The sequence below is a fragment of the Falsiruegeria sp. JB4-1 genome (assembly GCF_055693495.1).
In genome coordinates this window covers 569,955-582,419 of the sequence record NZ_JBVFTZ010000001.1, presented here as the reverse complement: position 1 = coordinate 582,419, position 12,465 = coordinate 569,955, and the positions used below count along the sequence as shown (strand labels likewise).

Sequence of the window (12,465 nt, the reverse complement as noted above, 5' to 3'; positions counted from 1 at the left end):
GCTACAGCGGCAACAGCATCGAGATTGCTTCGTCAACACCGCTAACCCGCAATGTCTTCAACCCACTGTCGGCCGTGTGTCGGGCTTTGGAAACGGATTTGTCGATATCCGCCAGAATACGTTTGGCGTCGCGCAGGAACTCGGACCCCGCTTGCGTCAGGCTAACCTGCCGGGTTGTCCGAAAGAACAGGGCAAAGCCCAACTCGTGTTCCAGCGCAGAAATACGGTCAGACAAAGCAGGCTGACTAAGGCCAAGGCGTTCGCCCGCCTTTCGAAAATGCAACTCTTCGGCGACGGCCACAAAGCACTGAAGTTGGCGAAATTCCAAGGCAACCTGTCCTGACTACTGTATGACGCGCACCCGTTGCTGATCGCCCAGCCCGCTTTCATAGTTGCGGATCGCATCCGCGAATTCCAGCGAATTCAAAGTGTCGTCGCGCCCTTCAAGATGGGCTGTCTGTGTCGCTTCGTCCATTTCAAATGGCAGCTCTGCCTCGCCCATTCTGATGACCCGGTTTTCGATATCAATCGTGTAACTGACACCATCCTCATGGGTCGCTGCCTGCATCAACTGGTCTCGCACCTCAGGACTGACAATGGGCAAGGCAAGGCCGTTCTTTCGCGCATTGTCATAGAAGATACCCGCAAAGCTGGTGCCAATGATGCCTTGAATACCCAGTTGAACCAGCCCCCAAACGGCGTGTTCCCGGCTGGATCCGCAGCCGAAATTGTCGCCGACAACCAATATTCTCGCCTCGTGCCACGGGTGTGTGTTCAGCACAAAATCCGTGCGCGGCGTATCATCGTCGTGAAAGCGCAGGTCGGCGAATGTGCCATCAGCCAGCCCCTCGCGTGTGATGGTGATCAGAAATCGTTTGGGCATGATCACATCGGTATCGACATTGGCAAGCGGCAAGGCGGCGGCCAGCCCGTGAACAGTTTTTGGCATCTTATTCCGCTCCTTCAGTCAGAAACTCACGCACATCCGCGATACGGCCATGGATGGCGGCGGCGGCCACCATTTCGGGACTCATCAAATGAGTGCGTGCCCCACGGCCCTGCCGACCTTCGAAATTGCGATTGGTCGAGGACGCAATCCGCTCGCCATCCATGGCGATATCGTCATTCATCGCAAGGCACATTGAACAGCCGCTTTCAGGACGCCAGTCAAAGCCCGCCTCGATAAACACCCGGTCGATCCCCTCAGCTTCGGCCTGGAGGCGAGTATAGGTCGAGCCCGGAACGACGATGGCATTTACCGATCCAGCGACCTTTTTCCCTTTCAGGATTGCGGCCGCGGCACGCAGATCCTCGATGCGGCTGTTGGTACACGAGCCGATAAAGGCGCTGTCGATCTCGATATCGGTTATCGCCTGACCTGCCTGCAGGTCCATATAGTCCAGCGCCCGGGTCAGCGCCTCGCGTGCCTTTGGCGTCATCCCTTCGGTCTCGGCGGGGACCAAGCTGTCGACGGGAACGGATTGATCCGGGCTGGTACCCCAACTGACAAGCGGAGCAATATCAGCAGCGTCGATCTCGAACACTGTGTCGTATTCCGCGCCCGCATCCGAGTTCCATTCCAGACCGCCGAAATCCAGTGTGCCACTATGCGCGCGCCCCTTGATTGTCTCAAGCGCCTTTTGGTCAGCCCCGATCAGGGCAGCCCGTCCGCCCAACTCGACCGCCATGTTGCAGATTGTCATCCGCCCGGACATTTCCTGCGCGCGGATGGCCGAGCCGGAAAACTCGACCGCATAGCCATTGGCACCCCCCGCACCGACCTCTTGGACGACCTTCATGATGATGTCTTTGGCGGTCACACCAGGGGCAAGATCGCCATCAATTTTGACCAGCATGGTCTTCAGTCGCTTATAGCGCAGGGTTTGTGTCGCCAGCACATGTTCGACCTCGGACGTGCCGATGCCAAAACCCAGCGCTCCGAAGGCCCCATAGGTCGTGGTGTGGCTGTCGCCGCAGGCAATCAGCATCCCCGGCGCGACAAGGCCCTGTTCGGGGACAACAACATGCTCAATCCCCTGGCGGCGGTCGCCCAAGCCGTAGAAGGCGATGTTGTGTTTTTTGCAATTGGCTTCCAGATTGTCGATCAGCAGCTTAGACGCCGCATCATGCGGATCGCGCTGCCGTGTGGCATTCACGTGATCGACCACTGACAAATGGGCCTCGGGCCGCCAAACGGAAAGCCCCTTTTGATCCAGTCCGGAAAAGGCCTGCGGGCTGGTGTATTCATTCATGATGTGAAAATCGACATAGATCAGCATGTCGCCGTCCGGCAGGTCGCAGACTTTATGTGCGTCCACCAGTTTATCGTAAAGCGTCCTGCTCATTCGGCAGCATCCTTCCGTTCGGTCTGGCGCAGGAAAAATGCGCGCATTCGGCTGGCTATTTCGTCCGGGATCTCTTCGGCCATGTAGTGCGTCGCATCGACGGCCTTGCCTTCGACCCGGAGCGCTCGCTCCTGCCACAACGCCATCGCATCAAAGCAAGTCTCGATCACTCCACGCTTGGCCCATATGACCATCATCGGTTGTTCAACCTTCCGCCCGTCGTCCTGATCGTCATGTTCGATGTCGATGGTCGCGGCGGCACGGTAGTCCTCGCAAGAGGCGTGGATGGCCTCAGGCGTACTGAAGGCGGCGATGTATTCGTCGAGCGCCGCAGCGGTAAAAGGGTTTTCACCCTTGGCCTGATTGAAGCATTTCAATTTCCAGAACTGCGCGGGATCATTGCCGATGATCTGTTCCGGGATGGGGTGCTTCTGAATGAGAAAGAACCAGTGCCAATAGGCAGTGGCAAACTCCTTCGAGGTGTTGTGATACATTTCACGCGTCGGCGCGATGTCCAACAAGACCATCGCCCGGACATTCTGCGGGTGATCCATAGCCATGCGATGGCTGACCCGCGCACCGCGATCATGGGCACCGATCAGAAACGCCGCGTGCCCCATCTGAGACATGACCGAGACCATGTCCTTTGCCATTTCACGTTTCGAATAGGGCGTATGCCGATCATCTGAGGCGGGCTTGGACGAGCGGCCATACCCGCGAAGGTCGGCGCAGATGACATGGAACTGATCTGTCAGTTGCGGGGCAACAGCATGCCACATGGCTGACGTCTGCGGATAGCCATGCAACAGTAAAAGGCCCGGATTGCCGGGGTCGCCACCGTGTCGCACAAAAATCTTCTGTTCGCCGACATTCAGAGTCAGTTCCTCGAAATCCAGAAACATACCGGTGCGCTCCGCCAAATCGATTTATTATTCAAGATAACTGACTTTTTCAGCAATATTAATCGGATTCACTGATCAATTATTCCGAAAAATCATCACCCTCAAACATGTAATCTCGCTCAGCATATTTGATCGGGTCAAACCGGCCTGACTAAACAGGAGAATGGTGCGTGAAGCTTGATGCACCCACGACATGTGGGAGGTTCAAAAAACTACAGAACTTTCCGAAAAGTTGACCCGGCAGCGGTAGACCGCTCCGTTATTCGTTTGGGCGAAAATGGTAATCTGTTAACGACGGCCTGGCTGAAAGACACTAGAGGGTTGCGCCTGCGGGCTGCACCACCCCTGTCGAATAGCGTTGCCTCGCCCCTTCCCACGTTCGCCACGTGGCTGATCTACAAATCAACTCTGATTTACCAAGAGGGGGCCGATCAAACCAAATTGTCTGCGGAAGTATGAAATGGGGGCGGCGTGTTAGTTGATGACGCAAAGGTCAAATTCAACTGATGTCCAAAGTTGGGGGCGCCTTCTGATGCCGAACGTTCACTGCTTTTCTGGTCCAACTGTGACGGTTGGGTCAGGTTCGTGTGACGTTTAACGGGATTACCATGGCGGACCGAGGAGGATTCGAACCCCCGACCCCTTGATTCGTAGTCAAGTACTCTATCCAGCTGAGCTATCGGTCCGCGTTGGTGAGGCGGTATTTAGTCCCAGCGTCGGAGGGGCGCAAGCGGATTCGTCAAAAAAATTTCAAAAAGTTCCGTCGCCCCGCGGAAGGCATATTTCAAAGGTTGTTCCCTCCGGCCCGGTATTCTTGAGCATCAGGGTTCCGCCGTGCCCGCGCACCAATTCTTCGGAAATCGCCAGCCCCAAACCTGAACCACCTTGCCGTACACCGCCCTGAAATGGGGTGAACAGGTTCTCTTGCGCTTTGGGCGGAAGGCCTGGGCCGGTGTCGCGCACCTCGATCCACCAGTTGTCATCCCGCTCGCCCGCCGTAACAGTGATCTGGCCTGGCTTTTTCGACGCCACCAGTGCCTGACGCGCGTTGCGCACCAGGTTCATCACGACGCGGAAAATCTGTTCGGGGTCGGCCCGCACCATCAGATCCTCGGGGATATCGTTGCTGATCTGAACGCAGGCATCGGCAATCGCCAGCCGCTCGCTCGACACCACATCCGAAATCACATCCCTTAGATGCACCATCGTCAATGTCGGCGCGGGTTCCTCGGCCCGCCCAAACGCCAGCGTGCTTTCGCACAGGGACACCGCCCGCGTGATCGAGTTCACCAGCTTGGGCGCCATCCGCCGCACCAGCGGGTCCTCGCTCGACTCGATCCGGTCAGTGAACAGCTGAGCCGAGGTCAGGATATTGCGCAGGTCATGGCTTACCTTGGCCACAGCTCCACCCAACTGCGCCAACCGCTCGCGCTGTTTCAGGGCCTGTGTCAACTCGGTTTGCAACATAAGCAGCGCCTCTTCCGCCTCGCGCAACTCGGTCACACCAGCGTTGGGCTGGATGACCCCGCGCGCGTCCTCGGGTGCCAGGGCGTACCGCTGCATCGTGTCGACCACACCCTTGATCGGACGCACCAGCACCACACGCACCGCCAGAAACAACAGGAACGCCGTGATGATCGAGATTACGGCGGACAGGGCCAGAACCCGCAAGCCATAGTCGATCATGGCGGACCGCAACGGCCCGGTTTCCATCGTCACCTCGATCAACAGTCCGGCCTCGCGCACGGGCGCACCAATGACACGAATGATCTGATCGTCCGGGTTGAACAGGCGCACAGTTGCATCCTTGATCAACACCATCGGCCCCGCCATGCGCAGATCATAGGTTTCACTGATCGCATCAGGAATTGGCGACGACAGCATCAGCTGCCGTACTTCATCCCGCCGCAACACCACGTTGAACACGCCCGCGTTTTCTAGCAGCTCGGCCTCAAGCTTGGCCTCAAGCATGTCATCCGCCAACAACGCCAGCGACGCAATCTGCGCCCGCTCCAGCCGGTTCAGCAGGTAATCCTCGCGGAATCGCGCAATCGACGGCACAAAAATCAAGACCTCGGCCAACATCACGAAGACCGTTGTCAGGATCAAAAACCGGCCCGAAAGCGAGTTCAGCATCAAGGTCCTTTCCCGGTCAGGGCAGCCACCGCTGCACGAACCTGACCACACGTTTAACCGTTTGATTCTCAAACAGCCTTGGCGTGAAATACGCCCCCGCAGCTCGTTTGTTAACCTCACCAATCGTCGGATAAGGCGAGACCATGGCGGCAACCTGCCCCATCTTCAAGTTATTGGCCAGCGCCAGCGACCACAAGTTGATCAATTCACCGGCCTGATGGCCGACGATTGTAACGCCAACCGGGCGCCCCTTGACCACCATCACCTTGATGAATCCCGTGGTCTTGCGTTCGGCAATGGCCCGGTCGTTGTGGTGATAGTCAAAGCGCGCCACCTCAACTTTATCCCCGTGCTCCGCGCGGGCCTGCGCCTCGGTCAGACCGACCTGCGACAGTTCCGGGTCGGTATAGGTCGCCCAGGGGATGTGATTGGTCTTTGCCTTGGCAGGCAGGCCAAACAGGGCCGAGCGGATGATGACCCCTGCCTGATAGCCCGCCACATGGGTGAACTGCAGCCCCCCGGCCACATCGCCAATGGCATACACCTTGCGGTTGGTAGTCTTCAGACTGTCATCCACCTTGATCCCCGTCCGCGTCGTCTCGATCCCTGCCGCCTCAAGGTTCAGCTTGTCGATATTGGCCTTGCGCCCGACGGCCATCAGCAGATGAGAGCCTTTGAAAATACGCCCATCCTGTGTGGCGATCTCGATAGCGCCCGCCTCGCCCCGAATCTGGGCCGCCAGTGCGCCCTCGGCGATTTCAATCCCTTCGCCGCGCAATGCATCCAGCACCACCGCAGCCGCTTCGGGATCATCCTTGCCAAGCGCCTTTGCGCCCTCGATCACGGTAACCTTGCACCCAAGGCGGACATGCGCCTGCGCCATCTCCATCCCGATGGGGCCACCGCCCACGATCAGTAGGTGTTCGGGCTTCTCCCGTAGGTCAAATATGGTCTCGTTGGTCTCATACGGAACGCTGTCCAGCCCCGGGATCGGCGGCACCAAAGGCGACGAGCCGGTGGCAATCACAACCCGTCGAGCGGTGATCAGATTGTCCCCCGCTTTCACCTGCGTCGGCGAGACAAACTCGCCGTATTCGCGAATGACCCGAACGCCAAAACCCTCAAACCGCTCTTGGCTATCAACCGGCGCAATCTGCGCGATCACATCATGCACATGATCCTTGGCCGCCGCATAGTCGATGCTCGGCACAACATCCGCCACGCCATATTTGGCCGCATGCGCCTGACCCCAGGCCGCCTTGCCGCTTGCAATCAGCGCCTTGGATGGCACGCAACCAAAGTTCAGGCAATCGCCGCCCATCTTGTGCCCTTCAAGCAAGGTCACATCCGCGCCCATCTGGCTGGCCCCGGCCGAGACCGACAACCCGCCCGATCCGGCCCCGATGACCAGAATATCTGTCTTGATCTCTTTCACGACTTACATCTCTTTTTTGGCACGCAAGGTTTTAATCACAATCGGCAGGGCCGCCAGCACACACAGCCCCACAATCGGCCCAATCACAAACGGCTCCCACAAAAGGGACAGATCCGGCGTCTCACCCCGATCAAACACACCGCCCAGACCCACACCGATCCAGGTAAATACAATCGCGCCCGGAATGATGCCCAGCGCAGTTGTGAACAGATAGTTGGAAAATTTCACCCCCACCAGAGCAGGCACCAGATTGGCCACAAAGAACGGCACCGCGGGTACCAGACGCAGCAGGAACAGCACCGAGATCTCATTCTCGCGCAGCCCATCCTTCAGCTTGCGGATCGTCCCCTCCGACGTCTCCAACTTGGCCGTCAGCGAATTGCCCAGCCCCAGCCGCGCCGCCCAGAAAATGGCCGAGGCCCCGATGGTCGCCGACACCACGTTCAGCCCAGTGCCCACAGCGAGCCCAAACAGGAACCCACCAGTCATTGACGCGACGGCGGCTCCGGGCAGCGAAAAGGCCACGATCACTACATAGGCCGCAACGAAAATCGCCGCCAAGGCACCATAGTGGCTGTCCCGATACGCCAGCAGCGCCTCGCGGTTGTCGCGCAGTGTCTCAAAACTCAGGTAGTCGCGCAGCGTAAAGAACCCCGCCACCGCAACGGCGAGAATCACCAGCAGCGGGATATGGCGGCTTAGGCCGCTCTTGGCGGCAGTGGTCGTGTCAGTCATCTTGTGGTCCGGCGGTTGGGGCATATCTTGGCTTCTATCAGCGTGCTCCAAACATGCGTCCTCTCGTGTCTGGACAACAGCCACCTCACGCGCGGTTGATCGTAACGCCCCGTTTCGTGAGAGAATGTCGGCAAAACCGACAAAACTGAAACCAAACCTCTGGCGCCCAGCCAATTTTTGTTGCAAAAGGCGCCGAAATCCCCCGACAGGGGTTTGACTTGCCCGCCTTTCACCCGTAAAGGACGGGCTTCGAATACACCGGGTGGGCGAATCTGCACCGAACCCGACCGATACAATAGATTGGAGACGGAGCGATGAAACGCACCTATCAGCCTTCGAACCTGGTTCGCAAACGCCGCCACGGTTTCCGCGCGCGCATGGCCACCAAAGCCGGCCGCAAGATCCTGAACGCACGCCGCGCACGCGGCCGCAAGTCGCTGAGCGCATAAGCTCACCGACACTGTTCAGCTGAACATGACACCGCCGGAGGCCCCCGTGAATGGCTCGTCGAGCCAAGGGAACAGGCCTCCGGCGGTTTCCGTTTGTCCGGACGATGGGCGCATGCAGGTTCTGGCCAAACGCGCCGATTTCCTAAAAGCCGCCCGCGCCCGCAAGCAGGGCACCTCGTCCATGCTGGTTCAGGCCCGCAAGCGCCACGACGGAGAGGCAGAGGGCATTCGCATCGGCTTCACCTGCTCGAAAAAGGTCGGCAACGCCGTGGCCCGCAACCGCGCCAAACGCCGCCTGCGCGAAGCCGCCCGCGCCGTTCTGCTGTCCCAAGGAAAACCCGGCTACGACTATGTGTTGATCGGCAAAAAGGCCGACACCATCGCCCGCCCCTTCCCGCTCTTGATCAGCGATCTGGAATACGCCCTGCGCAAACTGCACAAGTAGATCAACCAGTCAGGTTGATTTTCACCACCCTCGTCGTCCAAACAACGAGTGCAGGCGTCTTTGCTCGGAAAACGGCTCGGCTTCCACAGGGCGCGACAGATCCGACACAACGCGTCCCACAAGCAGCCACGCAAGACCAGCAAACAAAACGCCGCCAAACGCCTGCCCCAGCAGCACACCCGACGCCCCACCCAGATACGAGCCGATCATCACGAACACCCATGTTCCGACTGTGTGCCGCCCCCAGTTGATCCAGGTCGAATAAACCGGATGACCAAGGTTGTTGAAACTCGCATTGGTCACAAAAATCACCCCGTTGAAAAAGGCCGCCAACGCCAGCGGGCCACAGAACAGATAGATCAGCTCACGCGTTTCGCCCTGCGCATCAAACACATCCGCAATCGGCTCGCGCAGCACGAACAGCACCGCCGCCATCAACAGCACATAAACGCCCGTGAACTGTACGCCCGCCCGAAAGGCCGCTCGCACACGATCAATCTGCCCAGCGCCGAAATTCTGTCCAATGATCGGACCAATCGCACCCGAAAGCGCAAAGATCACCGAAAACGCCACTGGTAACAGCCGACCTATGACGGCCATCCCTGCCACAGCGTCCGTACCGTATTGGGCAATCTCGCGCACCACGATGGCATTGCCCAAAGGCGTCGCCACATTGGTCAGGATCGCAGGCACCGCAATGGCGCGCACCGCCCCGAAATCCCGCACCACCTGCCCCGGCGAAGGTCGCGCAAACCCCCGATGCACCCGCAACGCGGGCAGAAACGTCGCCACCAACATCGTGATCCGCGCCAGAACCGAGGCTATGGCCGCCCCATCCAGCCCCAGACCCACCGCAAAGATCAGCACCGGATCCAACACAGCATTCACCAACCCGCCATAGATCGTCGCCATCATCGACCGCCGCGCATCCCCATGCGCGCGCAACACCGCCATGCTCGTCATCGCCGCCGCCATCACCCACATCGTGGGCAAAATGATCGACACATACCGCGCCGCCAGCCGCAAAACCTCGCCCTCGGCCCCCAAAAGGGACAGCATGAAATCCACATTCATCAGAACAAGCGCCGACACCGCCAACCCGCAGATCACGCCCCAGGTCGCCACGCTCGAGGCATAGTTGCGCGCCTGCTCGGCCCGTCCAGCGCCCAATTCCCGGGCCACAAGCGCCCCTGCGGCAATCGACAACCCGATGTTGAACGCATTGGTGAAAAACAACAGCGTCCCGGCATAGCCCACAGCCGCGGCCAAAGCGTCATTGCCCAGCATCGAGATAAAGATCATGTCAACGAAATCGACCGCAAAGATCGCCATCAGGCCCACGCTGGTGGTCAAGGACATCCGCACCACATGACGCATCAACCCGCCCGTCAGGAACACCGCCTGCTTGTCCGTCTGCTCTGCCATAGATCGCCATTCCCAAGCCTGTGTTCTGCGGCACTATGCCCAGAACAATGGTCCCGAAGCAAACCGACCCAGACGCCCTTCGAACGTAATGTCCCCTATGCGGACTTAGCCGACATCCCAGATTTGAGAGGAGATGTCGGCTTCTGAAGAAACCATGAAAATGCTAGTCTTCGTTTCGAGCGGGAATGTGGGACAAACACAGCGATGACAAGCCGACAACAGCAACGAGCAATTGTAATTGGGGCGGGCATGGCCGGTTTGATGGCAGCAGCAGTGCTCGCGGACCGTTTTGCTGAAGTCATTGTCCTCGAAAAAGATGATCTTCCGCTCACACCTCAAGTTCGAAAGGGAGTCCCTCAAGGAGCACACGTACATACGTTCCTTGGATATGCTGTTGAAGCCATGGAGGACTTTCTGCCAGGCATCATGGCGCAACTCTATGAGGCGGGTGCTGTTCAAATTCGCAGAAACAAGGATATCTGGTTCCACGATGCGGCTGGCCCGACTCCAATTCGAGACGTAGGTATCCTTACACCATCGGTAACTCGGCCTTTGTTGGAACACGTGACACGCCAGCGTGTTCTCGCGTTGCCAAATGTATCTATCAAGGAAGCCACTCGATTTACGCAGTTTTGCACCGATAGTGATGGCGACATTTCTGGTGTGAAGATACAAACAGGCGACATCGGTTCGGAAATCATTTCGGACCTGGTTGTTGATTGCTCCGGTCGCGCGACAACCCTGCCGCGTTGGCTCGTCGATCATCGTTTTGGTGAAGTCGCACGTCAGGAACTGGGCATCGGGATGTCGTACACATCCGGGTTTTTCCGACCGCCTCGTGATCTGGCTGATGATACTTGGGCCTGCCTTATGCTCGCAATACCGCCCAACACGCGCGCGGCATATCTAACACCCGTCGATGGTGGACTTTGGCTTGCGACCATGTATGGCAGGGGCGGTGACATGGCGCCACGCGAAGCGGAAGGATTTGTTGAATGGACGAAGGGACTTGCCCACCCCATCATCCACGAAAAACTGAAGCAAGCCGTGCCGGTTTCCGACTTTCGCTCCTACAAAATTCCAAAGGGTTTTTGGCTTCGTTATGACCGAATGGGACAGTTTCCTCGGGGGATAATTCCCATGGGTGAAGCGGTGACCAGCTTTAACCCGATGTATGGACAAGGCATAAGCTTGTCCGCAGGCCAAGCGCGGGCATTGCGTTCGGGATTAACAGGCGGCTTGGATGGTCTCGCTCCACGATATTTCGCAGCATCCGAGGCGCTCAATCAAGTTGGCTGGTCTGTCATGGAAACCCGTGATCTGGAACACCCAAGTACGGTTGGAGAGCGTCCCGAAGGTATCGAGAAGCGCTGGAAGATGGGATCAGCAATCCGAGAACTGGCTGAGACGGACGCCGAAGTGCATCGCTTAAGTGTGAATGTTACCCACCTACTGGAGCCTCCTACTGTGTTAACCCGAGAAGATATCGTTGAACGTGCTCAAAAGCTCATCAACTAGGAAAGTATCTGCAAAGAGCAGACGGTTGGAGTTAGTACAACAATGAGCAATTCGGGCTCGAAACTGCTGTTGAGGGTGCGGCACCTGATTTTTCACCCAAAGGCCACCACCAGTGGTTTGATCTGCCCCACCGGATGACCGGACCCAACCCGAAACGGACGCCTCCTATTGGGGTGCATGCACCAAGTTATCGGGTGAAGTCTGGCTCAAATCTGCTCGGGATTGAGTATTGAAAGCCAGCCAAATATTGCCACCCCAAGAAGAAAGAAATGAAACAGCGGCTCTTTGTATAGTGGCCTGTGTTTTTTAGAGTTTGGTAATTTTGATTGTTGCGACGCTACGGATGACAAAACTGGTGGAGCATTCCGAAGCATGGGTGCATCATTGCGGAACGACCACAAGTGAGCCGTATTTTCGCTGAACCAGCCCGTCGGCCTCTAGCTCTCCCACCAGCTTGGCGAAAGAGCTTCGGGACAAGCGACAAATCTCTGCCAATTGTTGCTGGGTCAGCGGAATGGCACCGGTTGGTGCGAATGCCTCCGATATTCTGGTCAGAATCGTAAGGGTGCGCAGTTTGGAATCTGCCAGCATAAGATCACGGGCAACGCGAACGGCCAATGCACCATTCATGACCGCCAGTGCCCCAAGTGCTCGCCATATCGATTGGCCCTCCTGCTCAAGCTGGTTCAACGCTTCGCATGAAACCCGCAGCAGTTGACAATCTGTCAAAGCAACCGCGCCAATCTGTCGAGGCAAGCCGGTGATTGCGGCCGCTTCTCCAAACCAAGAACCGGGCCCGAACACATGACCCAGAAAGACCCCGGTTTGGCCATCGTCCACCTGAATCCCAACCGCGCCAGATACGACAGCATACACGGATTGGTCGTGATCTGAGAGTGCGTAGATGCCAGAGCTATTTTCGAAATTCACACTGCGACCCGCACCTAACAGGCCATTGGCCAGACCTGTATCAAGCGCAGCAAGCCAAGGAGATGTCGCCAATAGGATCTGGCTTTCCCTCGTTTCAACAGTTTTCTTCATAAAATATCCAACATTGGACAATTGGCGCGCGATT

General features: G+C 57.8%; 12 protein-coding genes and 1 tRNA gene. 3 read left to right on the top strand and 10 right to left on the bottom strand.

Going from position 1 to position 12,465, the window contains the following annotated elements:
- Position 1: 1 nt before the first annotated feature.
- The 8 genes from ACZ1HE_RS02930 to ACZ1HE_RS02895 all read right to left on the bottom strand — a co-directional run bounded on the left by ACZ1HE_RS02930 (position 2) and on the right by ACZ1HE_RS02895 (position 7,553).
- A complete protein-coding gene (locus ACZ1HE_RS02930) occupies positions 2-328 on the bottom strand; it encodes a LysR family transcriptional regulator (protein ID WP_472619478.1) in 327 nt (108 codons plus the stop codon).
- A gap of 15 nt (positions 329-343) precedes the next feature.
- The gene (gene leuD / locus ACZ1HE_RS02925; RefSeq protein ID WP_472619477.1) at positions 344-949 is read right to left on the bottom strand and encodes a 3-isopropylmalate dehydratase small subunit; all 606 of its coding nucleotides are present in this window, start codon (positions 947-949) and stop codon (positions 344-346) included.
- A 1-nt stretch (position 950) separates the two neighbouring features.
- Positions 951-2,345, bottom strand: coding sequence for a 3-isopropylmalate dehydratase large subunit (gene leuC, locus ACZ1HE_RS02920; protein WP_472619476.1), 1,395 nt, complete (start codon positions 2,343-2,345; stop codon positions 951-953).
- Complete coding sequence (locus ACZ1HE_RS02915; RefSeq protein WP_472619475.1) at positions 2,342-3,265, bottom strand: alpha/beta fold hydrolase; 924 nt, start codon at positions 3,263-3,265, stop codon at positions 2,342-2,344. The genes leuC and ACZ1HE_RS02915 overlap by 4 nt, the downstream gene beginning before the upstream one ends.
- Before the next feature lie 591 nt (positions 3,266-3,856).
- Positions 3,857-3,933 (bottom strand) — tRNA-Arg (locus ACZ1HE_RS02910).
- A gap of 64 nt (positions 3,934-3,997) precedes the next feature.
- Positions 3,998-5,383 carry a sensor histidine kinase gene (locus ACZ1HE_RS02905; RefSeq protein WP_472619474.1) on the bottom strand — a complete coding sequence of 462 codons (1,386 nt, stop codon included), beginning with the start codon at positions 5,381-5,383 and terminating at the stop codon, positions 3,998-4,000.
- A 16-nt stretch (positions 5,384-5,399) separates the two neighbouring features.
- A complete protein-coding gene (locus ACZ1HE_RS02900) occupies positions 5,400-6,818 on the bottom strand; it encodes a dihydrolipoyl dehydrogenase family protein (protein WP_472619473.1) in 1,419 nt (472 codons plus the stop codon).
- A gap of 3 nt (positions 6,819-6,821) precedes the next feature.
- Positions 6,822-7,553 carry a TVP38/TMEM64 family protein gene (locus ACZ1HE_RS02895; protein WP_472619472.1) on the bottom strand — a complete coding sequence of 244 codons (732 nt, stop codon included), beginning with the start codon at positions 7,551-7,553 and terminating at the stop codon, positions 6,822-6,824.
- A 314-nt stretch (positions 7,554-7,867) separates the two neighbouring features.
- On the opposite strand from ACZ1HE_RS02895, the gene rpmH reads away from it, so the two are divergent.
- Both rpmH and rnpA read left to right on the top strand, forming a co-directional pair.
- Positions 7,868-8,002, top strand: coding sequence for a 50S ribosomal protein L34 (gene rpmH, locus ACZ1HE_RS02890; protein ID WP_005980833.1), 135 nt, complete (start codon positions 7,868-7,870; stop codon positions 8,000-8,002).
- Between the two features lie 25 nt (positions 8,003-8,027).
- Positions 8,028-8,447, top strand: coding sequence for a ribonuclease P protein component (gene rnpA, locus ACZ1HE_RS02885; protein WP_472619471.1), 420 nt, complete (start codon positions 8,028-8,030; stop codon positions 8,445-8,447).
- Positions 8,448-8,468: 21 nt separating this feature from the next.
- On the opposite strand, the gene ACZ1HE_RS02880 is transcribed toward rnpA, so the two are convergent.
- Positions 8,469-9,872 (bottom strand): MATE family efflux transporter, encoded by a 1,404-nt coding sequence (locus tag ACZ1HE_RS02880; protein WP_472619470.1) that lies wholly within the window; start codon positions 9,870-9,872, stop codon positions 8,469-8,471.
- 204 nt (positions 9,873-10,076) lie between these two features.
- Here ACZ1HE_RS02880 and ACZ1HE_RS02875 point away from each other — a divergent pair, with 204 nt between their 5' ends.
- Positions 10,077-11,390 (top strand): NAD(P)/FAD-dependent oxidoreductase, encoded by a 1,314-nt coding sequence (locus ACZ1HE_RS02875; protein ID WP_472619469.1) that lies wholly within the window; start codon positions 10,077-10,079, stop codon positions 11,388-11,390.
- Between the two features lie 381 nt (positions 11,391-11,771).
- Here ACZ1HE_RS02875 and ACZ1HE_RS02870 read toward each other — a convergent pair whose 3' ends face one another.
- Positions 11,772-12,431 carry a Crp/Fnr family transcriptional regulator gene (locus tag ACZ1HE_RS02870; protein WP_472619468.1) on the bottom strand — a complete coding sequence of 220 codons (660 nt, stop codon included), beginning with the start codon at positions 12,429-12,431 and terminating at the stop codon, positions 11,772-11,774.
- Positions 12,432-12,465 lie beyond the last annotated feature (34 nt).

Coding starts and splice junctions, on each gene's coding strand:
- ACZ1HE_RS02880 (WP_472619470.1), bottom strand. CDS start 9,872: ATGGCAGAGCAGACGGACAAGCAGGCGGTGTTCCTGACGGGCGGGTTG.
- ACZ1HE_RS02905 (WP_472619474.1), bottom strand. CDS start 5,383: ATGCTGAACTCGCTTTCGGGCCGGTTTTTGATCCTGACAACGGTCTTC.
- rnpA (WP_472619471.1), top strand. CDS start 8,028: ATGACACCGCCGGAGGCCCCCGTGAATGGCTCGTCGAGCCAAGGGAAC.
- leuC (WP_472619476.1), bottom strand. CDS start 2,345: ATGAGCAGGACGCTTTACGATAAACTGGTGGACGCACATAAAGTCTGC.
- ACZ1HE_RS02895 (WP_472619472.1), bottom strand. CDS start 7,553: ATGACTGACACGACCACTGCCGCCAAGAGCGGCCTAAGCCGCCATATC.
- rpmH (WP_005980833.1), top strand. CDS start 7,868: ATGAAACGCACCTATCAGCCTTCGAACCTGGTTCGCAAACGCCGCCAC.
- ACZ1HE_RS02870 (WP_472619468.1), bottom strand. CDS start 12,431: ATGAAGAAAACTGTTGAAACGAGGGAAAGCCAGATCCTATTGGCGACA.
- ACZ1HE_RS02875 (WP_472619469.1), top strand. CDS start 10,077: ATGACAAGCCGACAACAGCAACGAGCAATTGTAATTGGGGCGGGCATG.
- leuD (WP_472619477.1), bottom strand. CDS start 949: ATGCCAAAAACTGTTCACGGGCTGGCCGCCGCCTTGCCGCTTGCCAAT.